The 23248-nt window shown below is 60.3% G+C and carries 23 protein-coding genes and 1 riboswitch; of the genes, 20 read left to right on the top strand and 3 right to left on the bottom strand.

Annotation, left to right across the window (positions count from 1 at the left end):
* The gene (cobT, locus tag CLH61_RS09680; RefSeq protein ID WP_099614506.1) at positions 1–1056 is read right to left on the bottom strand and encodes a nicotinate-nucleotide--dimethylbenzimidazole phosphoribosyltransferase; all 1056 of its coding nucleotides are present in this window, start codon (positions 1054–1056) and stop codon (positions 1–3) included.
* A 126-nt stretch (positions 1057–1182) separates the two neighbouring features.
* Here cobT and cbiB point away from each other — a divergent pair, with 126 nt between their 5' ends.
* The 10 genes from cbiB to bluB all read left to right on the top strand — a co-directional run bounded on the left by cbiB (position 1183) and on the right by bluB (position 12369).
* On the top strand, positions 1183–2151 hold the full coding sequence (cbiB, locus tag CLH61_RS09685; RefSeq protein ID WP_099614650.1) for an adenosylcobinamide-phosphate synthase CbiB: 969 nt from the start codon (positions 1183–1185) through the stop codon (positions 2149–2151).
* Positions 2148–3212, top strand: coding sequence for a threonine-phosphate decarboxylase CobD (gene cobD, locus CLH61_RS09690; protein WP_099614507.1), 1065 nt, complete (start codon positions 2148–2150; stop codon positions 3210–3212). Before cbiB ends, cobD begins: the two co-directional genes overlap by 4 nt.
* Positions 3213–3249: 37 nt before the next feature.
* Positions 3250–3442: riboswitch (cobalamin riboswitch) on the top strand.
* A gap of 160 nt (positions 3443–3602) precedes the next feature.
* Complete coding sequence (locus tag CLH61_RS09695; RefSeq protein ID WP_099614508.1) at positions 3603–5435, top strand: TonB-dependent receptor domain-containing protein; 1833 nt, start codon at positions 3603–3605, stop codon at positions 5433–5435.
* 42 nt (positions 5436–5477) lie between these two features.
* On the top strand, positions 5478–6365 hold the full coding sequence (locus CLH61_RS09700) for a cobalamin-binding protein (RefSeq protein ID WP_211289093.1): 888 nt from the start codon (positions 5478–5480) through the stop codon (positions 6363–6365).
* Between the two features lie 72 nt (positions 6366–6437).
* Positions 6438–7352: a FecCD family ABC transporter permease gene (locus tag CLH61_RS09705; protein ID WP_099614651.1), complete on the top strand. Its 915-nt coding sequence runs from the start codon at positions 6438–6440 to the stop codon at positions 7350–7352.
* Positions 7352–8134 (top strand): ABC transporter ATP-binding protein, encoded by a 783-nt coding sequence (locus CLH61_RS09710; RefSeq protein WP_099614510.1) that lies wholly within the window; start codon positions 7352–7354, stop codon positions 8132–8134. The genes CLH61_RS09705 and CLH61_RS09710 overlap by 1 nt, the downstream gene beginning before the upstream one ends.
* Before the next feature lie 83 nt (positions 8135–8217).
* Entirely contained in the window at positions 8218–9549 is a 1332-nt protein-coding gene (locus CLH61_RS09715; RefSeq protein ID WP_099614511.1) for a cobyrinic acid a,c-diamide synthase CobB, read from the top strand.
* Positions 9542–10153 (top strand): cob(I)yrinic acid a,c-diamide adenosyltransferase, encoded by a 612-nt coding sequence (cobO, locus tag CLH61_RS09720; protein ID WP_099614512.1) that lies wholly within the window; start codon positions 9542–9544, stop codon positions 10151–10153. The genes CLH61_RS09715 and cobO overlap by 8 nt, the downstream gene beginning before the upstream one ends.
* 18 nt (positions 10154–10171) lie before the next feature.
* Positions 10172–11662, top strand: coding sequence for a cobyric acid synthase (locus tag CLH61_RS09725; RefSeq protein WP_099614513.1), 1491 nt, complete (start codon positions 10172–10174; stop codon positions 11660–11662).
* Entirely contained in the window at positions 11659–12369 is a 711-nt protein-coding gene (gene bluB, locus CLH61_RS09730; protein WP_099614514.1) for a 5,6-dimethylbenzimidazole synthase, read from the top strand. The genes CLH61_RS09725 and bluB overlap by 4 nt, the downstream gene beginning before the upstream one ends.
* A gap of 6 nt (positions 12370–12375) precedes the next feature.
* On the opposite strand, the gene CLH61_RS09735 is transcribed toward bluB, so the two are convergent.
* Complete coding sequence (locus CLH61_RS09735) at positions 12376–13359, bottom strand: integron integrase (RefSeq protein WP_099614515.1); 984 nt, start codon at positions 13357–13359, stop codon at positions 12376–12378.
* 361 nt (positions 13360–13720) lie between these two features.
* Here CLH61_RS09735 and CLH61_RS09740 point away from each other — a divergent pair, with 361 nt between their 5' ends.
* The 10 genes from CLH61_RS09740 (at position 13721) to CLH61_RS09785 (ending at position 22403) form a co-directional block, all read left to right on the top strand.
* Positions 13721–15337, top strand: a complete 1617-nt coding sequence (locus tag CLH61_RS09740; RefSeq protein WP_099614516.1) for an RNA-directed DNA polymerase — start codon at positions 13721–13723, stop codon at positions 15335–15337.
* A 31-nt stretch (positions 15338–15368) separates the two neighbouring features.
* Positions 15369–15641: a hypothetical protein gene (locus CLH61_RS09745; RefSeq protein WP_099614517.1), complete on the top strand. Its 273-nt coding sequence runs from the start codon at positions 15369–15371 to the stop codon at positions 15639–15641.
* Positions 15642–15778: 137 nt separating this feature from the next.
* Entirely contained in the window at positions 15779–16396 is a 618-nt protein-coding gene (locus CLH61_RS18345; protein ID WP_143752138.1) for a HEAT repeat domain-containing protein, read from the top strand.
* Between the two features lie 86 nt (positions 16397–16482).
* Positions 16483–17142 (top strand): hypothetical protein, encoded by a 660-nt coding sequence (locus CLH61_RS09750; RefSeq protein WP_099614518.1) that lies wholly within the window; start codon positions 16483–16485, stop codon positions 17140–17142.
* Positions 17143–17292: 150 nt separating this feature from the next.
* The gene (locus tag CLH61_RS09755; protein WP_058092928.1) at positions 17293–17535 is read left to right on the top strand and encodes a type II toxin-antitoxin system Phd/YefM family antitoxin; all 243 of its coding nucleotides are present in this window, start codon (positions 17293–17295) and stop codon (positions 17533–17535) included.
* Complete coding sequence (locus CLH61_RS09760; protein ID WP_099614519.1) at positions 17532–17795, top strand: Txe/YoeB family addiction module toxin; 264 nt, start codon at positions 17532–17534, stop codon at positions 17793–17795. Before CLH61_RS09755 ends, CLH61_RS09760 begins: the two co-directional genes overlap by 4 nt.
* Before the next feature lie 1056 nt (positions 17796–18851).
* Positions 18852–19685, top strand: coding sequence for a MipA/OmpV family protein (locus CLH61_RS09770; RefSeq protein WP_099614521.1), 834 nt, complete (start codon positions 18852–18854; stop codon positions 19683–19685).
* A 50-nt stretch (positions 19686–19735) separates the two neighbouring features.
* Entirely contained in the window at positions 19736–21244 is a 1509-nt protein-coding gene (locus CLH61_RS09775) for a ferredoxin reductase family protein (RefSeq protein WP_143752140.1), read from the top strand.
* A 166-nt stretch (positions 21245–21410) separates the two neighbouring features.
* Entirely contained in the window at positions 21411–21701 is a 291-nt protein-coding gene (locus tag CLH61_RS09780; protein ID WP_099614523.1) for a YkgJ family cysteine cluster protein, read from the top strand.
* Positions 21702–21734: 33 nt separating this feature from the next.
* Positions 21735–22403, top strand: coding sequence for a DNA-3-methyladenine glycosylase I (locus tag CLH61_RS09785; protein ID WP_099614524.1), 669 nt, complete (start codon positions 21735–21737; stop codon positions 22401–22403).
* 35 nt (positions 22404–22438) lie between these two features.
* On the opposite strand, the gene cobS is transcribed toward CLH61_RS09785, so the two are convergent.
* Positions 22439–23230 (bottom strand): adenosylcobinamide-GDP ribazoletransferase, encoded by a 792-nt coding sequence (cobS, locus tag CLH61_RS09790; protein ID WP_099614525.1) that lies wholly within the window; start codon positions 23228–23230, stop codon positions 22439–22441.
* Positions 23231–23248: the final 18 nt, after the last annotated feature.

Genomic DNA, 23248 nt, shown 5'->3' on the forward strand with positions numbered 1-23248 from the left:
TCAGGCGCTCCCGTCAATGCCAGCCTGGGCAAAGCTGGCCATCTGGTTATGCAGGGCACAGGCAGCGCGCAACAGCGGCACGGCAGTGGCTGCGCCACTGCCTTCACCAAGCCGCATGTCGAGCTGCAGCAGGGGGTGGGCATCGAGGGCCGCCAGCACCGAGCGGTGGCCCGGTTCGGCGGACTGGTGTCCGAAGTGCAGCCAGGGTCGCAGCGCCGGGTGCTGGCGGGTGGCAACCAGGGCGGCGACGGATACGATAAAGCCATCAACCAGTACCGGTATGCCCCGGCTGGCGGCACCGACGAAGGCGCCGGCCAGGGCGGCGATCTCCAGCCCGCCCAGGGACGCCAGCAGGTCGACCGGGTCACGCCCGGTGCCATGCCGTACCAGCGCCCGCTCGATGACCGCGGCCTTGTGGGATACCCCCGCCGCACTGAGACCGGTGCCCGGCCCTGCCAGTTCCGTTGGTGAGCGGTCCAGCAGCGCACAGGCCAGGGCGGCCGCACTGGTGGTGTTACCGATGCCCATGTCGCCGCCAATGAACAGCTGGGCACCCGCTGCCGCGGCGCGGGCGGCGGCCCGGTCGCCGGCCGCGAGGGCTGCCGCCAGCTGCTCGTGGGCCATGGCCGGCTCGATGGCCAGATTGCGGGTGCCCGGCATGATGACGTCGTCGACCACGCCGGCGAGGCCCGGATCTACCTCGGCCACGGTTCCCAGGTTGACCACCTCCAGGGTGGCTCCCAGCTGCCGGGCCAGCACGCTGATGGCGGCGCCACCGTGGGCAAAGTTGGCAATCATCTGGGCGGTGACCGTCTGCGGAAACGCTGAAATACCTTCCGCGCAAACGCCGTGATCGCCGGCAAACACTGCAATGTGGACCCGGTCGATGGCCGGCTGGTCGGTACCCAGCTGGCCACTCAGGGTGATGGCCAGCTCCTCCAGCCGGCCCAGGGAACCCGGTGGCTTGGTCAGCACGCCCTGGCGGGTGCGGGCCTGCAGCATCCGCTGGTGGTCAGGTTCGGCAATGGGGGCGGTCCAGCTGGCGGGTAGTGTCATGGTCGGGGTTCCGGTGGAGTGGGCAGGCGCCAGATAGTCCATTGCGGGCGAAACAGTGTCAAGGCCGGCTCCCGGTCGAGTAGACTTGGCGCAGTTTTTCCAAAGGTTGATGAGACGGGGTTGGAGTTGGAGACATTTTTCGGTTCGGTGCTGGTGTGTGTGGCGGCCCTCGTCCTGGATCGCTGGCTGGGTGAGCCGGCGCGCTGGCACCCGCTGGTGGGTTTTGGCCGCTGGGCCGCCGGGGTGGAGCGTTATCTCAACCCGTCAGCCGGCCCGGTACCGTCGCCGGGGCACCGCATTCTGCGGGGTCTGGTGGCGGTGTGTCTGGTGGTGGCGCCGGTGCTGCTGGTGGCGGGCTGGCTGGTGAGCGCGCTGCCGCAGCCCCTGCTGTGGCTGGCTGAAGTCGCCGGTCTCTGGCTGGCGTTGTCGTTACGGGGGCTGGCGGAGCATGGCCAGGCGGTGGCGCAGGCCCTGCATGCCGGGGACCTGGCGCGCGCAAGGCAGCTGGTGGGCCGGATTGTCAGTCGCAATGCCCAGGCCCTGGACGACCGGGGGGTGGCTGCGGCGGCCACCGAGTCGATGCTGGAGAACGGGGCCGATGCGGTCTTTGCCAGCCTGTTCTGGTATCTGGTGGCGGGGCTGCCCGGGGTTCTGCTGCACCGGATGATCAATACCCTCGACGCCATGTGGGGCTATCGCAATGACCGCTTCCTGTACTTCGGCCGGGTTGCCGCGCGGCTGGACGATGCAATGAACTGGCTGCCGGCGCGGCTGACGGCACTGACCTACGCCGCACTAGGTCACTCCCGGCTGGCGCTGCACTGCTGGCGGCGCCAGGCCGCGGCCTGGGACAGCCCCAACGCCGGGCCGGTGATGGCGTCCGGAGCCGGTGCCCTGGGGGTAACCCTGGGCGGTCCGGCGCCCTATGCGGGCGGACTGAAGCCGCGCCCGCTGCTGGGGAGTGGCCCGGCGGCCACCGCGGCGACGGTGGAGGCTGCCATCCGCCTGATCCAGCGCGGCGCCGGCTTGTGGCTGGTGGTGTTGCTGGTGCTGGCGACCATCGCTCGTTGGCTGGCCACAGGTGCACCGCAATGACCGCGGCGTGGCAAAATGCTGAGCCCGAGCACGGTGGCCGGCTCAACGCCGCCGTCCAGCGCTGGGGAATCCCGCGGGAGCAGTGGCTGGATCTCTCCACCGGCATCAACCCCACAGGCTGGCCGGTACCGGAGCTGCCCGCGGCAGTGTGGCAGCGGCTGCCGGAGCCGGACGATGGCCTGGCGGAGGTGATCCGGCACTGGACCGGGGCACCGGCCGCCGCTGCCTGCCTGCCGGTGGCCGGCAGCCAGGCGGCAATTATGGCTCTGCCTCTGTTGCGCGCGCGGTTGCACGGTCGCGGTCGGGTCGGAGTACCCGTACCGGGCTATCGGGAACATGGCCACAGCTGGGCCGGTGCCGGGTTCGAAGTGGTGGGTGTGTCGCCGCAACAGGCCGCCGGCAGCGATACCGGCTGGCTGGACCGGCTCGATGTGCTGGTCTGGATCCATCCCAACAACCCCGGCGGGCAACTGTTGCCACCGGCGACCCTGCAGGCCTGGTGCCGGCGGCTGCAGCGCCGTGGTGGCTGGCTGGTGGTGGACCAGGCCTTTATCGAGGGTTATCCGGACCATGGGCTGGATCGCCACGCCGGCGAGCCGGGCCTGATCATTCTGCGGTCCCTGGGCAAGTTCTTTGGCCTTGCCGGCTTGCGGGCGGGCGCCGTGCTGGGGGAGCGGCAACTGGTCGATCTGCTGGCCCGGCAGCTGGGGCCCTGGTCGCTGAATGGCCCGGCGCGCTACCTGATGGCAAAAGCGCTGCTGGATTCGGACTGGCAAGCCCGGGCGGTTGCTGACCTGCAGGCTGCCAGTAGCCGTCTGGGTGACCTGCTCCAGCGCCAGGGTCTGGCCGCCGCCTCCGGCACCCTGTTGTTCCGCTATGTGCGTCATCCCCGGGCGGCGCGTATCGCGGATAACCTGGCCCGCCGGGGGATCCTGGTCCGCCGGTTCGATGCGCCGGCCGCCCTGAGGTTTGGCTTGCCGGGGACCGAAGCGGATTGGCAAAAGCTGGCGGCGGCGCTGGCCGAACTGACATATCTCATTGACCAATCCGACCCCGGTTGATAGCCTTGCCCGCGATTTCAGGTGCTTCTGCACCCGCACGGACTGGCCATGGTCCGGCGGGGAACAGGAGTGAAACGGGAAGCCGGTTAAAGTCCGGCGCTGCCCCCGCAACGGTAAGCAAGTGCAAGGCAATCCAATGCGCCACTGTGCCTCAGGCATGGGAAGGTGATTGCCCCGGAGCAACCGCTCCGCTTGCCAGCCCGGAGACCGGCCTGAATCACGGAGCCCCTGCTGGCTCCAGACACCAGACGTTGCGGAGGGCAACGGCGGTGGGTGAATCCGGCCCGGAATCCGCTTTGTGCCCCTCCACCCCCGTCCGTACTGACCTTCTTCCTCCGCAGTAAACAAGACCGACCGTACGGGTGCGTGCGGTACACAGCGAGTGAAGATATGAACCATTCCAAGGCGATCGCCGCCCTGTTGCTCTTGCCTCTGGCCCTGCCGGTGGCGGGTGCCGAAACCGGACAACCTGATCCGTTGCTGGAGCCCATCGTGGTAACGGCTACGCTGGGTCCGAAAACCGCGGGCGAAAGCCTGTCCTCCGTGACCGTGCTGGACGAGGCCACCATCCGTGAGCAGAACCCGGCGGAATTCCAGGACCTGCTCCGGGGCCAGCCCGGCATCAGCGTGGTGGGCAACGGCTCCTTTGGTAAGTCCACCAGCGTATACACCCGTGGCACCACCAACGACTCCACCCTGTTTCTGGTGGACGGTGTGCGGTTGCGTTCGGCCACCAGCGGCGGTGCCGCCTGGCAGTACTTCCCCGCCGAACTGGTGGAGCGGGTGGAAATTGTCCGTGGCCCACGCAGTGCCCTGTACGGTGCCGATGCGGTGGGCGGCGTGATTCAGGCGTTCACCCTGGACCCGAAGCAGGGTAACCGGGGCTGGGTCGAGGCCGGTGCCGGTAATTTCGACACCCAAAAAGTAGCTGCCGGTGCCGGCGCCTCTGCCGGAAATACCCGTTTCAGCCTCAGTGGCCTGCACAAGGAAACCGACGGTGCGCCCGTTGTTGAAGGTGGTGAGGACAAGGGCTTCCGCAATACCGCCGGGGTTGGCCGGATCGTCCATGAACTGGCCAGTGGCGGCGAGGCCAGCGTTGTGCTCATGCAGACCGAAGGCAACACCGAGTACGACAGCGGCAACATCGATTTCCTGATGCGTACCCTGGGGCTACGGCTGGATACCCCGGTCAGTGAGCAGTGGCACAGTTCGGTGCAGTTTGCCGAGTCGCGGGATGAGATGGAGAACTTCACCAGCTTTGGCAACTCGGTCTTCAATACCCGCACCCGCTCTGCCCGCTGGGACAACACGCTGACGTTCGACGTCCATGAACTGGTGCTCGGCGCGGAACTGCTGACCGACGAAGTCAGCGGAACCACGGATTTTGTCGAAACCAGCCGCACCAACAGCGCGCTGTTCAGCCAGTTGCGGCTCAATTTCGGCCCGACCGACCTGATGCTCAGCCTGCGCGGCGATGACAACGAGGCCTTCGGCAAGCAGGAAACCGGTGGCATCGCCCTCGGCCATTCCTTCGACCGCTCCCACCGGGTGCGGGTCAGCTATGGCACCGCCTTCCGCGCACCCACCTTCAACGACCTGTACTACCCGCTTGAGGTCTATGATTTTGGCGGCTCCTATTCCGGCAACCCGGACCTGCAGCCGGAAGAATCCGGCACCGTGGAACTGGGCATCAGTGGCAACTATGCCTCCTGGTTCTGGGATGCTGCGGTCTACCAGATGGATGTGGACAACCTGATTGCCCTGCGCACCGACGATACCGGCGCCATGGCACCGGAGAACATTGACGAGGCACGGATTCGCGGTGCCGAGCTGAGCGCCGGCTTCGACCGGGCCGGCTGGCGTGGCCAGGCCGCGCTGACCCTGACCGATCCCCGCGACCAGGCCACGGACAATCGCCTGCGCCGTCGCAGCGCCCAGTCGGTACGGCTCGACCTGGACAAAACCATCAATACCTGGAGCTTCGGCGGCAGCGTGGTTGCCGAGGGCTACCGCTACGATGACGCCGCCAACACCAAACGGCTGCCTGGTTACGGCACGCTCGACCTGCGCGCCGGCTGGCGTTTTGCGGACGACTGGTCCGGTCGGCTGACCGTGGCCAATGTGCTGGATAAAGCCTACGCCACCGCCGAACGCTTCGATGGTGCAAGGTACATCGCGGCCGGCAGAACCGCTATGCTGACTGTGCGTTACGACATTCAGTAATTCATCCGCCCGGACCAAACCAGGACAATGCCAGTGGCAAGCATGACCCGATGGATGCGATTCGCGATGTGCGGCGCCCTTTGGCTGGCGCTGCCGCTGGCAGTGGCGGAACCCCGTTGCGCGACCGATGACCTGGGGCAGGAAGTCTGTCTCGATGCCCCGGCGCAGCGGATTGCCGCGCTGTCTCCCGGTGCCACCGAGCTGGTGTGGTCGGCTGGCGCGGGCGATCGGGTGGTGGCCGTGGTGGCCTACAGCGACTACCCGCCAGAGGCCCGGCAGGTGCCCTCGGTGGGCAGCCACACCCGGCTGGACATGGAGCGTCTGTTGCAGCTGGCGCCGGATCTGATCATCGCCTGGGTCACCGGCAACCCGTCCGGGCAGGTGGCAACCCTGCGCCAGATGGGGTTGCCGGTGTTTGCCATCGAGCCGCGCAGTTTCGCCGCGGTATCGCACACCATCAAGCGGCTGGCGACCCTGGCCGGCACCGAAGCGGAAGGATTTGCCGAAGCGGAACGCTTCGCCGCCGGCATTGCCGGGCTGCAGGCCGAGTTTGCCGCCGCCGACCCGGTGCCGGTGTTCTACCAGGTCTGGGATGCTCCGCTGATGACCGTCAACAACGACCACCTGATTGGTGAAATGATCCGCCTGTGCGGCGGCGACAACGTGTTTGGCGAGCTGGACCGCCTGGTGCCGAGGATCAGCGTGGAAGCAGTGGTTGCGGCCAACCCGGAAGCCATCCTGGCCGGCGGCATGGGGGAGGAGAACCGCCACTGGCTGACCCGCTGGCAGGCGTTTCCCGGCATTACCGCGACCGCCCGCGACAACCTGTTCTTCATTCCGCCGTCCCTGGTCCAGCGGCCAACCCCGCGGATGCTGCAGGGTACCCGGCTGTTCTGTGAAAAACTGGAGATTGCCCGTGCCCGGCGTTAACCATGGAGCCCGGCCGTGAGCCGCCGGCTGATTTCGCCGCTATTGGTGCTGGCCGTGCTCAGCGGGCTGGCCATGGTGCTGTCGGTGGGCGTTGGCAGTGTCGCGCTCAGCCCCGGCGAGGTAATGGCGGCGCTGCTGGGTGACGGCAGCGACCTGCAGCGCACCCTGGTGGTGGAGCTGCGCCTGCCCCGGACCCTGTCGGCCTTTGCGACCGGCGGTCTGCTGGCGGTAGCCGGTGCGCTGATGCAGGTCTTGTTGCGCAACCCGCTGGCCGATCCCTATGTCCTGGGCCTGTCCGGCGGCGCGGCAGTGGGTGCCATGCTGGCCATGGTGGCGGGGCTCGGCGGGCTGCTGGTTTCCGGTTCGGCGTTTGCCGGCGCCTTGCTGGCCACCCTGATGGTGTTCGGCCTGGCCCATGGCACCGGCAGCTGGACCCCCTCGCGGTTACTGCTCACCGGCGTGGTGGTAGCGGCCGGCTGGGGCGCGGTGATCACCCTGATGCTGGCCATCAGCCCGGCCCAGCAACTGCCCGGCATGCTGTACTGGCTGATGGGGGATGTCTCCTACGCCCGCGCCCCGGTGCCGGGGATGGTCCTGCTGCTGGCGGTCTGCCTCGCGGTAATCCCCTTCGGCCGCAGCCTTAATGTGCTCGCCCGCGGCCCGATGCAGGCGGCGGCACTGGGTATCTCGGTGCGGCCGCTGGAGTGGCTGATTTACGTGGCAGCCAGCCTGCTCACCGCCACTGCCGTCACCATGGCCGGCAGCATCGGTTTTGTCGGGCTGGTGGTGCCGCACATGCTGCGGCTGGTGCTGGGTAACGACCAGCGCCTGATCCTCCCGGCCTGTGCGCTGGCCGGCGGCACCCTGCTGGTGCTGGCGGATACCCTGGCTCGGGTGGTGATTGCGCCGGAGCAGCTGCCGGTAGGGGTGATCACTGCACTGCTGGGAGTACCCACCTTCCTCTACTTGCTGTACCGGAGCCGCTGATGAATCCGTTACAGGCCAGACAGCTGGTGATTGATGTGCCCGGGCGGCCGGCAGGCTATCCGCTGAACTTCACCATCGGGCGCGGGCAGATGTGGGGTGTCCTGGGCCCCAACGGTGCCGGCAAGACCACTCTGCTGCACACCCTGGCCGGGCTGCGCCTGCCGCGCCAGGGCGAGATCTTCCTGGGCGAGCAGCCACTGACCGCCCTCAAGCGGCGTGCGGTCGCGCGCCAGATGGGCCTGGTGTTCCAGGAGCGCCAGGACGGATTCCCGGCCTCGGTGCTGGAAACGGCGCTGATCGGCCGCCACCCCTGGCTGGCACCCTGGCAGATGGAAACCGACCTTGACCGCCGGCTGGCGGAACAGGCCCTGCAGCAGCTGGACGTTGCCCATTTGTCCGACCGCCTGGTGAGCACCCTGTCGGGCGGGGAGCGCCAGCGGGTGTCCATTGCCACCGTACTGACCCAGAATCCGGACACCTGGCTGCTCGATGAGCCGACCAACCACCTCGACCTGCATCACCAGGTTGCCGTGATGCAATTGCTGAGAGCGCAGGCCGCTGCCGGCCGTGCGGTGTTCATGTGTCTGCATGATCTGAACCTGGCGGCCCGCTGGTGTGACCACGTGTTGCTGCTCTACCCGAATGGCGACGCCTGCTGGGGGCCGGCAGAACGGATGCTGGTGCCGGCGGCGCTGGAGCGGCTGTATGGCCAGAAACTGCTGACCGTGGAGGCAGACGGCAAGCCGGTGTTTGTGCCGGTGCCGACCACTGGCGAATTGTGACCGCCGGACAGGGGTGCCTTCACCCATTAACCCGTAACCCGCAACCGGTAACCCGCAACCACAGGACTGACAGGACTCTCCGTATGCTGAAAGCAACCGTCCCGGCGGCGATGATCACCGCCCCCGGCTCTGGCCAGGGCAAATCCATGGTCACCGCGGCGCTGGCCCGCCTGCATCGCAATGCCGGTCGCAAGGTCCGGGTGTTCAAGCATGGTCCGGACTATCTCGACCCCATGGTGCTGGAAGTGGCCTCTGGCCAGCCGGTGTACCAGCTGCACCCGTGGATGACCGGCGAGGACGAATGCCGCTGGCGCCTGGCCGAAGCCGCCTGCGATGCCGACCTGATCCTGGTGGAGGGCGCCATGGGCCTGTTTGATGGCGATCCGTCCAGTGGCGACCTGGCCAAGCTGGCGGGTATTCCCGCACTGCCGGTGATCAATGCCAGCGGCATGGCGCAGACCTTTGGTGCCGTGGCCCTGGGACTGGCGAGCTTTGACCCGGACCTGCCGGTCTGCCAGGTGATCGCCAACCAGATTGGCAGCCCCTACCACGGCGAATTGCTGCGGCAGAGCCTGCCGGATGGCATCCGCCTGCTGGGGGCCATTCCCCGCAACGAGGCCATGAGCATCCCCGATCGTCACCTCGGCCTGGTGCAGGCGGGAGAACTGGCGGACCTGGAGCAACGCCTTGATGACGCCGCCCGGGTGCTGGCGGAGGCGGGGCTGGACGGGTTGCCCGATGCGGTCACACTCGAAGCGCCGGCGCCACAGCCGCCACCACGGTTGCTTGCGGGCGTGCGGATTGCCATCGCCCGGGATGCGGCCTTCAGTTTTATCTACCGCGCCAACCTGGACCTGCTGGCCGCTATGGGCGCCGAGCTGGCGTATTTCTCGCCGCTGGCGGACAGCGAAGTGCCGGCCGCGGACGCCCTCTGGCTGCCGGGGGGCTACCCGGAACTGCACGCTGCAACCCTCGCGGCCAACGGGCCCATGCTGGACGCCATCCGTGGCCACCACCGGGCAGGCAAGCCGATACTGGCCGAGTGCGGCGGGCTGATGGCCTGTGCCGACGAGCTGGCGGACAAGGCCGGCCAGGTGCACCGGATGATCGGCCTGCTGCCCGGGCGGGCCGCCATGGCCAGCCGGTTGCAGGCGCTGGGACTGCAGAGCCTGCGGACCCGCCAGGGCGAGCTGCGTGGCCATACCTATCACCACTCCTCCCTGGACACACCCTGGCAACCGCTGGCCCGTGCCCGCAAGCAGGCCGGCACCGAGGGCGAGGCGGTGTATTGCCGGCAAGGCCTGGTGGCCAGCTATTTCCATGGCTACTTCCCCTCCGCGCCGGAGCTGGTGGCGGCCATTTTCCGGGGGGAACCCCTGCACTTACTGAACGACAAGGAACCTGCCGATGCGTGAACGCGCCAAAGACCCGCAACGCCATGCCCGCCGGATGGCCGCCAAACAGCAAATCATGCGGGACCGGATCGCCCGTGCCCAGAAGGAACAGGGCGTTCTGCTGGTACTCACCGGTCCCGGTAAAGGCAAGAGCAGCTCCGGATTCGGCATGGTGGCCCGTGCCCTGGGCCACGGCATGAAGGTCGGCATTGTGCAGTTCATCAAAGGCGCCTTCAGTACCGGGGAGGAGGCTTTTTTCCGCGGTCTGCCCAATGTCGACTACCACGTGATGGGACAGGGCTACACCTGGGAGACCCAGAACCGGGAACAGGACGTGGCCTCCGCCACCGCCGCCTGGGAGGTGGCTGCGCGCATGCTGAAGGACGACAGCTACAGCCTGATCCTGCTCGACGAACTCAACATCGCCCTGAAATACGACTACATCGATCTCGACCGCGTGCTGGACGACCTGCAGGGCCGCCCGGACATGCAGCACGTGGTGGTAACCGGCCGCTCCGCCCCGCAGGAACTGATCGACCTGGCAGATACCGTGACCGAGATGGGCGTGGTCAAACACGCCTTCAAGGACCAGGGCATCAAGGCCCAGAAAGGCGTTGAACTCTAGGCCGGCAGCGGACTCCCCATGACCACACTGATGATCCAGGGCACCACCTCCGATGCGGGCAAGACCACCGTAGTGGCCGCGCTGTGCCGCTGGCTGGCCCGCCAGGGCGTGTCGGTCGCCCCCTTCAAACCCCAGAACATGGCACTGAACAGTGCCGTCACGGTGGATGGCGGCGAGATTGGCCGTTCCACCGCCCTGCAGGCGCTGGCCTGCGGCCTCGAACCCCACAGCGACATGAACCCGGTGCTGCTCAAGCCCCAGAGCGACCGGGGCGCCCAGGTGATCCTGCGGGGCAGGGTCCGCGGCAACATGGATGCACTGGATTACCACGCCTACAAGGCACAAGCGATGGCTTCGGTGATGGCTGCCTGGCAGGCACTTAGTGAACGCTATGATGTGATCATCGCCGAGGGCGCAGGCAGCCCCGCCGAAATCAACCTGCGGGCCAACGACATTGCCAACATGGGCTTCGCCGAAGCGGCCGACTGCCCGGTGCTGCTGGTGGGCGACATCGACCGGGGCGGCGTGTTCGCCCAGCTGGTGGGTACCCTGGACCTGGTCTCCCCCAGTGAGCAGGACCGTACCCGCGGCTTCATCATCAACCGCTTCCGCGGCGACAAGAGCCTGCTCGACCCCGGGCTGGACTGGCTTGCCGAGCGCACCGGCAAACCGGTACTCGGAGTGCTACCCTACTTGCACGGGCTGGTGATCGACGCCGAAGACAGCGTAGGCACCAGTGGTGCCAGCGAATCCGGCGCGCTCAACGTGATCGTGCCGGTGCTGCCCCGTATCAGTAACCACAACGACTTTGATCCGTTGCGCCTGCACCCGGGCGTGAACCTGCAGTTCATCGGCCCGGACCAGGCTATCCCCCCGGCGGACCTGATCCTCCTGCCCGGCAGCAAAAGCACCCGTCACGACCTTGAGTGGCTGAAACAACAGGGCTGGCCCGCGGCTATACAGAAACACCTGCGCTACGGCGGCAAGGTGTTTGGCATTTGCGGGGGCTTCCAGATGCTGGGTATCGATGTGCAAGACCCGGGCGGACTGGAAGGCGAGGCCGGCCGCACGGAGGGCCTGGGGCTGCTGGACATGACCACACGCATGGTGGCCGGCAAACAGCTGAAAGACGTGACCGGCACGCTCACCATCGGCCCGGATAACGCGGCTCTCAATGGCTATGAAATGCACAACGGTGTCACCAGCGGACCGGCGCTGGCATCACCGCTGGCAGACCTGGACGGTAAACCGGATGGCGCCGTCAGCGGGGATGGCCAGGTTGCGGGCACCTACGTCCACGGCATCTTTGATCAACCGGAAGCCTGCCGTGCCATTCTGCACTGGGCCGGCCTGGATGCGGACACGGAACTGGCTGGTAAAGCGGTGAATTACCAGCAACACCGCCAACAGCAACTGGACCGGCTGGCCGACCTGGTGGAAGACCATCTGGACACGGACTGGCTGCGTAACCTGCTGGGCCTTGGTAAACAGGACGCATCAAAGCGATGACGGATCACAACCGACCTTTCAGTGATGATGAACGCGCAGGTCTTTACCGTGCGATTTACGAACGCAGGGATGTCCGCTCCCAGTTCCGCCCTGATCCGATCCCCGCGGACGTTTTGGCCCGTTTACTTAGTGCTGCACACCACGCCCCCTCTGTCGGCTTTATGCAGCCCTGGGATTTTATCGTTATCGACAGTACCGAGGTGCGTCAGACGGTACTCGACATCTTTGAAGAAGAGAACCGCAAAGCGGCCGACAACTATAGTGGCGAGCGCAATACCCAGTACAAGAGCCTGAAGCTCCAAGGGATCCTCGACAGCCCGATTAACCTGTGCATCACCTGCGACCGCAGCCGCGGCGGCACCCACGTGCTAGGTCGCAATTCCATTGTCGAAACCGACCTGTTCAGCACCTGCCTGGCCGTGCAGAACCTGTGGCTGGCCGCCCGTGCCGAGGGTATTGGCGTAGGCTGGGTCAGCATCCTGAACCAGCAGAAGCTGGCCAAAACCCTGGGCCTGCCCGAACAGGTGTATCCGCTGGCCTATCTGTGCCTGGGCTATGTCAGTGAATTCCTCGACCAGCCGGAACTGCAGGCAAGGGGCTGGCGTACACGGTTGCCGATCGAGAAGCTGGTGCACGGCAATGGCTGGGGGCAGCCACAGGCAAATCCCGAGCTGAAAGCAGCGTTAAAAAAGCAGGAGCGGAACTGAGAACCGTCAGGCATCCAGTGGGCTGCTGATACCCCGTTCGTGGGTGCCGACCACATGGGTGTAGATCTGGGTTGTCGAGATGTCATTGTGGCCCAGCAACTCCTGAATGCTGCGAATATCCGTGCCCCGCTTCAACAGGTTGGTCGCGAAACTGTGGCGGAAGGTGTGGCAACTGGCTTTCTTGCGAATGCCCGTCGTCCGGATGGCGTCATTCACTGCCCGGCGAACTTGCTGCTCACCGACATGATGCCGCCGTCTAACCCCTGAGCGGGGGTCAATAGAGAGGCGTGGCGCCGGGAAAACGTATTGCCAGGCCGGACTGCGCGCTGCCTTGGGGTACTTTTTGGCCAGCGCGCCAGGCATATAGACCTCGCCAAAACCATCCTCCAGATCCTGCCGGTGGAGCGCGAGCGCAAACTCCACCTGATTCTTCAGGCTTTCACCAATCGAGGCGGGCAGGATTGTACGACGCCATTTGTCGCCTTTCGTCTCCCGAACGAACAGACACGGCTCCGAAAAGTCGACATCCTGAATCCGCAACCGTGCAGCCTCCATAACCCGTAAACCGGAGCCATACATCAGACTGGCCACCAGTCTGTGGGTACCCTGCATGTTCGACAGCACCGACATCGCCTCATCGTGCGTAAAGACCGTGGGAAGCTTGCGGCCGCGGGTGGTGTTGGTAAATTGCAGCTTGCCCAGCTCTTTGCCAAGAAACTGGTGGTACATAAAGACCACCACGTTGAGCGCCGTTTTCTGAGTGTTCACCGCCACACCGCGATTGTTCGCCAGATGACTCAGCCAGGCGTTGACCTCCTCCGCTCCCATGGATTCCGGGTGTCGCTTGCCGTGGAACCGGATAAATTCCCGCACCCAGTTGCAGTAGGTTTTTTCAGTGCGATAGGCCAGGTGACGGGCGCGAATGAACGCCCGAAAACGATCCATAAACCGGACAGGGGTGGCAGGCAGTGGGACTGGAATATCATCCATGAATACGAGTCCTCGATAATACTGTATGTGCATACAGTTTATGTGCCGTGCACAGGGCTGGCAACTGGAAAAATGATCATTACGACCATGAACTGGGTGTGTTTTCGCGATTCCGTTGATTTTTTATTTAAATCAATATGGTGAATGGTGATTGCTGTGAGGGGATAGTGATCTTGGTGAATGTTTTTGTTTGTGGCGGTGGTCAGAAAGTTACGCGGAACTTATTGACCTGACGGGAGTTTCTGCCTAGTTTTGGACGATTGTTGAATTGAGATATGAGTCGTTGGGAAAGTGATCGTTGGGACTCATATACAAATGTTAGAAGGCAAAGTCTGTCGTTAGAAAAGGAGTGACGTTTCAGATGTTAAAAGAGCTACTCGAAAAAGGATACTTTCCGGCAGAGCTGCCCGCACCCTTTACTACGCAGGAGTATGCGGCAGCAATATGCTCCAGCTCTTTGCCTAGTGGTCACCCATATGTTTATGGAAAAAAAGGTCCGAAATACAATTCTAAAAGCGCTGTATTTAATTTGGCCAGACGAGGAAGGCTTCGAAGGGTTCTATCAGTACCTAATCCGATAAACTACTATCATGTGGCCAAATCGATAGCTGACAATTGGGTGGAAATAGAGACACATTACAAAAAGTCAGAGCAGTCTTTGAGTAGACCGGTGCCAGATACCTACCGTGCGCTGGGATGGGAAAAAGGCTTCTCTGAACTATCAAGTATAAAGCTGAGAACTCGCTCTGCGTCAAAATACATACTAAAAGCAGACATAAGTAATTTTTACCCCTCGATATATACACATAGTATACCTTGGGCATTGCATAGCAAACCGGTTGCAAAAGGAGCCTTTGCCTTCTCGGCCAGTTTAGGTAATCAAATTGATGCGCACATTAGAAACTGCCAGGAAATGCAGACAAAAGGTGTTCCCATAGGCCCTGATGTTTCTTTTGTCATTGCAGAGATTGTCATGACGGCGATTGATGAGATTTTGGTTCCTGTAGTTGGCAAAAAATATCACAGATATATCGACGATTTTGAGTTTGGCTGTGCAACCTTGCAAGAAGCAGAAGCTACCTTAGCGAGGCTACAAGAGGCCCTAGAGCATTTTGAGTTAACTCTAAATTCATCAAAAACAAAAATTTTAGCATCTCCATGCTATATTGATCCGGTGTGGATTCACGATTTAAAAAATTATAAATTTAGGAATGGGAAAACCCAACAGAGAAACGATTTTTTGCATTACTTTGACTTGGTAATGGACTATCTACAAAAATATCCAGAAGAACCAATAGTAAAGTATGCAATATTAAGATCCGCATCTAAAATAATTCACGAGAGTAATTGGGGTTGTTATCAAAGTATTATTTTGCAGTGGTCAATCGCGGAGCCTGGCATACTCCCAATTGCCCTAGACTTCATTCGATTTTACGAGAAGCAAGGCTACGCAATTGACAGGGATGAGCTAAAAGAAACGTTGGAGTTTCTTATCTCCGAGCACTCACCAATGGGCCACACTAGTGAAGTTTCGTATGCTGTTTTTGGCATGATACTTTTTGGCCTTAATTTCTCCGATGGTATTGTGGGAATTCTATCTGATATAGAAAATCCGTTTGTAGCGTTGCTCACATTAGATGCCCGGGATCAGGGGCTGATACCAAGTACTCACACGTTTAGCCTGTGGCAATCTCTGATGACACCCGCGGAGCTTAAGACATCAAATTGGCTTCTCGCCTATGAGGCCTTTATAAAAGGTTGGTTGCCCTCTGCTACTGGTGTTGACTATTTGAGTAAAGATGATGGATTTAAATTTCTTCAAGCGGAGAACGTCCAATTCTATGATCCTCGAGCAATTTCAGATTACTCGCCGTCTGAAAAGTATTGGGCGCTAAAAGATATCACTCCAGAACAGCTGAAGTATATTTTTGAGGCTTCTAACAAATCGCTGCAGCCGACCTCGTACCTCGGCGGCTGAGCTTTGCGTTAAAGGCTAAAGGGAGTTCCCGGTGAACAAGGAAGATCTTTCTCCAGAAGACCAAGCCTACTACAAGCGTTTTGAGCTTAAGCCGTTACGAGTATTGCTGTATTTGCTGGCAGTGGTTTACTTGGTGTTTGTTTATGCGGTTGGTGGCGCCCAGTTCAGCGGAGGCTTTTTCAGCGGCGTGGTCGGAACCTTTGTTCTGATTCAGGGCATCGATCTCTCTCAAAGACGACTGATCGTCATTGGCGGGTTCCTGACAGTTGTGAGCGTCTTTCAGACAATATCGTCGGTGTTTTAGTGGCTACCGAGCGCTTACTGCAAAAGCCTTTAACAAATAGTTGTAGTACGTTTCGGGCCTGGCGGCCCTACACCGGACGCCCATTTCGCTGCGCTACATGGACGCCGCTAAACAAGGGCGTTATGCCAAAAAATAAGATGACGAATTTTGATAGAGAGATTGAACGCTTTAAAGAGTGGGCGGTAGGTCGTGAGAGTACCTATGGTGAATGGGAGTGTGATTACGAAAATTGGCACGATTTATGGGAAGCCTCTGAAGAAACAATGAGGCGTTATGAAAATGAGTCACCAAGTGATGAAGCTAGCTCTAAATTGCTCTATGTGATTGCTAGGGATAATGAACTTGAGCGACTCAGGAATACGTTAGTGGAGTATCCGGGGTTGCTACGGCACCTTGCATCCATTGCACACAGTTGCCCTGAACCTGATGCGAAATGGCAAATTGCCGTTTCTATCGCTGATGCTCAACTTCCTGAGGCAGCAGATCTAATTCGCCCCTTTCTTACTGATAGCAGTGAGTACGTGCGTCGTCGAAGCTTATTGGCAATCGCACCTTTTTCTCCATCAGAGGCGGAGGAGATCGCAAAGGATTGGATGACGGAAGAGTATGAGTATTCAAGAATTGCGGGCTTGCACGTTCTGAATATTGTGAATTCAGAAGAGTTACCACTTTACTTAAAAAGGCATGAAAAGGACTGCAGCCAGCATGTTCGTTCAAACGTTGACGAGATCCGAAGGCAACGAATCAAGGCATAACCAGGGGCTGCAGCGGACCGCTTTTCCGGCGCGGTGCGCCTCCAAATCGGCCGCTGAGCCCAGGCGTTATAAATCAAGGAGGAAATTTGCGCGATTTTCGTCTTAGCTTAGTAGTTTTCACCATTCTGCTTTTTGCTGTTGGGGGAGCTTACATTTTGACCATGCTGAGTAATGGTCATGCAACCCTCAGTCCTAGCAATCAAGATTGGGCGAGTTTTGGCGCGTACTTTGGCGGCGTGCTAGCACCTGCAGCATCCTTGCTTGCGGGTTACCTTGTTTACAAGAGCTTTAGGTCAAACACCTACCAACAAAAGTTGTTGGTTATCCGAGAAGCTCTAGGCCGGTTGGATCAGCGGCTCGAACATAATCTGGATGCTCCTTTCAATAACGACTGTTTCGGAGAAAAATATCGCGGGTTATCTGTCAGACAGTTGGTTTATTCAGTATCGAATGAGGAACTGGAGTCCAATGAAACATTTGATAGCGCACTGCTCTCGCTTTTGCACAACATATCGATTCTTTCACATTCGATTTTGGTCTATCTAAAACTACTCGAAAAATTCCCAACGGATGAAACAGACACGAACTGGCTAAGAAATCTCGAACATCACTATTGGATAGATAAGTATTCGCCAATCTGTCGAAGAATCAAGAAGATAGTCGGTAGGGGCGCGATGGAAGAGAAAATCAAGAGTCACCACCTGGAAAGCTTTCGAGTTATCTTCAACGGTGGCTATGATTTATAACCAGTGCAGGCACGGCGACGCCCACTACATTGCGCCTTCGGCTCCATTTCGTAGGCGCGCATGCTGCAAACGTTATGCAATGCGTTCGTCTTGACGTACGTACCCAAAAGCGTACACTTGATTAAAATTTAAACACGCAAGAGGTGCGTCATGACCGGAATCACAGCAACTGAGGCGCGCAGCAACCTTTATCGGTTGATTGATGAAACTGCCGAGTCCCACCAGCCAATCGTCATTATGGGTAAGCGGAACAAGGCCGTTTTGGTGTCCGAGGAAGACTGGTCAGCCATTCAGGAAACACTTTATCTCCTTTCCGTACCTGGTATGCGGGAGTCTATTCGTGAGGGAATGGATACCCCTGTGGATGAATGTGACGAGGAGCTGGACTGGTGACATGGAAGTTGGTTTACACCAAGCAAGCCCAGAAAGATGCAAAGAAGTTGGCCTCCAGTGGCCTCAAACCGAAAGCCCAGGAACTGTTAGCGCTGATAGCGGAAGATCCATACTGCAAGCCGCTTCCGTTTGAGAAGCTCATTGGTGACCTTGCGGGGGCGTATTCGCGCCGCATCAATATTCAGCATCGTCTGGTTTACCAAGTGCTGGAAGACGAGTGGGTGGTGAAAGTTCTCAGGCTCTGGAGCCACTACGAGTAATGCATAACCAGCCGCTGTTGCCGGACAATTTTTCCACCGCTTCGCGGCTCCAAAATTGCCGCAAAGCTTCGCGTTGGGCACCGCAAGAGGATGCGTCTTGGGCAGTAAACATATTAGCTTAATTCAGCGGTTACAGGCTCCTGACCGACCAAAGAAAAGCAGCGGCTATTCCGGCCCACGAGTTGCGGTGATTTACGGCTTCATGGCCCGACAATTAATGCAGCGCCACTTGCTGCATTACCTTAGAAGTAGGGGCCTGTCAGACGTCACGATGTACGGTCATCTGCACTCGGTTGATTCGATATCAGATGACTTACAGGCAGTAAGCAGCGAGGGGCGGAGTCTCGTAATTCTCGGCTATAGTCAAGGCGGGTTCCAAGCTGTCAAGGTTGCACGTGAGCTTGAGCGGCGAGGTGTGGCTGTTGCCCTGCTCGTCAGCATCGCCGCAGGAGGGTTGGGGCGCGTATTTCCAGGACGGTGGGGTTTCGATCCTCGCACCGTACCGACAAATGTCGATGTGTGCCTTAATTTCTTCTCGAAGGGTGATCTGCTTGGGTGCGACCGAAGGCACCAAATGAACGAGGCTGTTGGGAGCAGAGCCTCGCAACGGGTCGAAAACCACATGTTTCATGCGCACGAGGGCGTAAGTCATATTGATCTGGTGAGGTGCTATCCAGAAAATGAGATCAAACCTGCTGTGCGAACACATGTAATTGAAAGGATCATGACGGAGCTTGGCGGGCTCAAAGGGTCCGGCGCCCAACCAGGCGCTCAAGCGGACAGTCCCGCCTTCTGCCGGCCTACCACTTAGCTTCGCATTATGTGGGGCAAAGACGTGGAAAACTCCAGTACGCTGAAACGGGCACAGATCAGACCCTCCGCTTCTGATGATAAGCAGCGGTTTTCGACCAACCCGGACTCACGTTGCTCAGTGCTTGCTGAATTGTTTCCATTAAGGTTTCTGACTTTCTACCGGAGCTTATGCATTAGCCAGTGATCGTGTGCCCAAAAAGAATCGTATGCTCGATTGTGTGTCTAAGCTCGAGCGTAAATGAAATGAAAAAAATCATCAGTCTAACGTTGGTTGTATTGATACAAGGGTTCTTCGTTCAAACCGCAGTTGGAGAAGAGTCACGGGCAGCTTTGGTGCCATTGCCCTCGGTTGATGACTTCACCAGGGGCGAAGATGGCTGGGGAGTAGGGCTTGGTCTGGGTATTGAGTACGAGTCTGCCTACGAAGGGTCGGATGAGTATGAGCTTGAGGTCGATCCTGCTGGCGCAGTGCAATGGCGAAAGGGCGATGATATCTACTATTGGGCGGGTGCGGCACTCGGCTGGCGGGGACTTCGATCTGACGCCTGGCTATTTGACGTGGCGGTGGCTTTCCCTTTCGAAGAGGGCCGTGAAGAGAGTGATTCCGAGGACGGTCGTCTGGACGGTCTCGGTGATGTCGACGGGAGCACTGAAATCGTTTTGCAGGCACGTCGTGCACTTGCTTCGGACTGGCGTTATTGGCTGGATGGGCGAATTATTGCCAGCGAAGACGGAAGCCTTGGTATTTTTGGGGCTGGTCGTCGTTTCGGTGATCAAACCGATGGTACGGGGTCTGATCTGAGTCTTGTATTGGTTTTTCACGACAGCGATTATGCGAATCGGGACTTTGGTATCAACCCACAACAGGCAGCTAATTCCGGGCTGGATGAAACCGATCTCGACGGTGGCTTTCGCTCTGTCGGGCTAAACTATACTTTCCGTTATTATGTCAGCGACAACTGGCAGCTATATGGCGAGGCGCTATACGAGCACTTTAGTAGCGAGGTCAGGGATAGTCCGATTGCGCGCAGCGATTACGAAGCGGAAGTGGGTGTCGGGGCCATCTACGTATTTTGAATCTGGAGCAAATATCCCTGAGCTTACCGGTATACTGACTCAGATATTTATTGGACGGGACGATCAAGATCTCTGGTGCCCGCTGCTTCCGGGGAGGTGCCTACCGCTTCCGAGGGAAAGAGACCCTATTCATTTTCTCGCCGCTCGGTGAGGACGACCGCGGGAATTTTCTTATCCTGCCAAAGGAAGTGAAACTGACTAGCCAGATGAAACCGCTCATTTTGATCGTTGTTTACCTTGTCGCGGTCACCTTGCCGTTAATCCTGTCCGCGGTGGTCGGGGGGCCGCCACGCCAGTTCCATCAGGAGCTGGCCTCCGGCCTTGGCATTCTTGCCTTCTCGATGATCCTCGTGGAATTCATCCTGTCCGGCCGGTTCAAGGCGATTTCAAATGGCGTGGGCATGGATGTGACCATGCGGTTTCATCAGGTCATGGCGCGCACGGCACTGGTTTTTGCTGTGCTGCACCCGTTTCTTTACCAGGGGACGCCGACAGGTGGTGAGCGCCCATGGGACCCCACGCGCCAGTTGACGCTGACGACCGATTTTGCCGATCTGGCGACAGGCATTGCCGCCTGGCTGCTGCTTGCAGGCCTTGTTGTCATGGCCATCGGTCGCACCCAGCTGGGCTACCGTTACGAGACCTGGCGCCTTCTACATGGGGTCGGCGCGCTCCTGATTGCGGTTCTGCTGTTGCATCATACGGTGTATGCAGGGCGTTACGGGTCGCAGCCTGTAATGACTTGGGTGTGGCTGGCCATGACGGGTGTGGCTGTTGGCTCACTGCTGATTGTTTACCTGGTGGTTCCCCTTCTGCAGAAGGCTCGCCCCTGGCGGGTGACCTCCGTCGTCCGGTTGACGCCAAAGCAATGGCAAGTGACGGTGACCCCAGACGGTCATCGCGGCCTTGATTACCAGGCAGGGCAATTCGCCTGGCTCAACGTGGGGCACAGCACCTTCTCAATGAAAGAAAACCCGTTCTCCATTTGCTCGGCGCCGGCAGACGGGCCGGAAATCTCCTTCATGATAAAGGAGCTTGGCGACTTCACACGAACAGTTGGCCAGATAGAAGCCGGAACAGTCGCCTATGTGGACGGCCCCTATGGCAATCTGTCTGTCGATGGGCGCACCGAGCCCGGGGTCGCCCTGATCGCCGGTGGTGTTGGCCTTGCGCCGCTGCTTGGCATACTCCGGCAAATGCGCCGGACCGGCGATTCGCGCACGGTGAGGTTGATATACGGAAACCGGGTCATCGAGCAGATTGCCTGTCGTGAGGAACTGGATGAGGGGTTGCGTGAGGGGTCGGGTGAGGGGTCGGGTGAGGAGTTGGGTAAGGAGAACGTCGTCTATGTGCTGTCAGAACCGCCGGCAGACTGGCAGGGAGAGGCAGGCTTCATCGATGCTGCGCTGATGGATCGTGTGTTTTCAGAGCAGGAGTTCAGCGAATGGGTCTTTGTGATGTGCGGTCCGGCGATCATGATGGATATTGTTGAAGATCACCTGATCAAGCGGGGCACGCCCCCTCACCGAATCCTGTCCGAGCGGTTCAACTATGACTGATCCTCTAAGGCTCGTGAGCCAGCGGCGAAGGGTTACTTTGGTCATCTGGGGGCTGAATATCAGTTTATGCCTGATCCTTCTCGCTTTTGTCTTGCGCTGATTGATTGGCTGGTCGCCGGTACACCAGCCTCATGATGTCGTTACACTGATTTGACTGCGGGTAGCCATGACCATTCCTGTTAAAGATATAACGTCTCCCGAAATTTCCTGTTCGAATTGCCAGGCGTGTTGCTGCCGCCTGGAGGTCATGATTATTTCGGACACCGGCGTTCCCGAGCGGCATATTGCGTTCGATGAGTGGGGTGGTGAAACCATGAGGCGCCTGGAGGACGGCTGGTGCTCTGCGCTGGACCGGGAGACGTTCATGTGCACAATCTATGACAATCGACCCTGGATCTGTCGCGAATTCGAGATGGGCTCCTACGAATGTCGCGCTGAGCGGGCAGACTTAGGGTGATTCGCCGCGGTTCCGTTACAATTCCGAGGTGTTATGCGGTTTTCCACGATTTATGACCAGGCCGTTGCCCGCAAGGGTGGCGAGGATGTGCTGCGTGGGCTGTTGCCCGCCGTGCCGGGGCGTGAGCAGTTGCTGGCGCAGGGGGATGACCGTTACCTGGCGGAGCTGACCCGCTGTATCTTCCGCGCCGGCTTTGTGTGGCGGGTCATTGATAACAAGTGGCCGGGTTTTGAGGCTGCCTTTGAGGGCTTTGTGCCGGCCTACTGGCAGCAGGTGCCGCCGGAGGTGCTCGAGACGCTGGCCCGGGATGAGCGCATTGTGCGGAATATGCAGAAGATCCGGACGGTACCGGAGAACGCCCGCATGATCGTCGACGCCGCTCGTGAATATGGCAGTTTCGGTGCGTTCCTCAGCCAGTGGCCGGCGGACGACCAGGCCGGTTTGCTGCTGTGGCTCAAGGGTCACGGCGCCCGGCTGGGCGGCAACACGGCGCAGTATTTCCTGCGCTTTGTCGGTTGGGACGGCTTTATCCTGTCGCGGGATGTGGTGGCAGCGTTGCGGCGGGACCAGCTGCTGGATGCAGAGCCGGGCAGCAAGAAGGGGCTGCTGCAGGCCCAGGCGGCCTTCAACGACTGGCACCGGGAAACCGGGTTGCCCTACAGCCATCTGTCCCGGATTCTGTCGTTCACCATTGATGGCTGAAGCACTGCCGGCTTAACAAAGCAGGCACCGAGGGCTCAGAGAAAGAACAGCAGCCCCAGCTCGCTCAGGATCACACTGGCACCCAGGGTGTCACCGGTGTAGCCCCCCAGCTGCTGTTTGAGGTAGTGGCCCCAGCATAAGGCGACCAGCAATACCGAAGCGAGGGCTCCGGTCAGTACCGCGGGGGATACGACCGTGGCAGCGAGGGCCAGGACCAGGGTGAAGCCCGCAGCAATGGTCAGCCGGGACGTTGAAAAGCCGTCCGCCACCGGTTTGCTTTTGCTCCTGTCCGGATCGGTAACGTAGGGCAGGGTCGCCATCAGCAGCAGCGGTGTCAGGCGGGCAATGGCCGGGGCTACCAGCAGTGCCAGCCAGATCTGTGAGCTGTCCAGCAGCAGGGCCACTTTCAGGGCTAGTGCCATCACCAGGGCCACGGTGCCGTAGGTGCCGATGCGGCTGTCTTTCATGATCTCCAGACGTTTGGCAACGGTGTAGCCACCGCCGAGGGCGTCAATACTGTCGGCCAGGCCGTCCTCATGGAAGGCGCCGGTAATCCACAGGTGGAAGCAGACGACCACCAGCACACTGACCAGCGGGCTCCAAGCGAGGCTGAGGACGGCGAACAGGACCGCATAGAGCGCCCCGAGCAGCAGCCCTACCAGCGGGAAGTAAAGACTGCTCTGGTTCATCAGGCGCTGGGAATAGTCGATCCGCGCCAGCATCGGAATGCGGGTAAGAAAGCCAATAGCCAGCCAGAAGGCCTGCCATTCCTGTTGTCGGCGGGTAGTCTGTGCGGTCACGCGATGTCTCCGGTCGGGGCGCTCCATTGTAATCACAAAGGGCGT

The sequence above is a fragment of the Marinobacter profundi genome (assembly GCF_002744715.1).
GTDB classification, from domain to species: Bacteria; Pseudomonadota; Gammaproteobacteria; order Pseudomonadales; family Oleiphilaceae; genus Marinobacter; species Marinobacter profundi.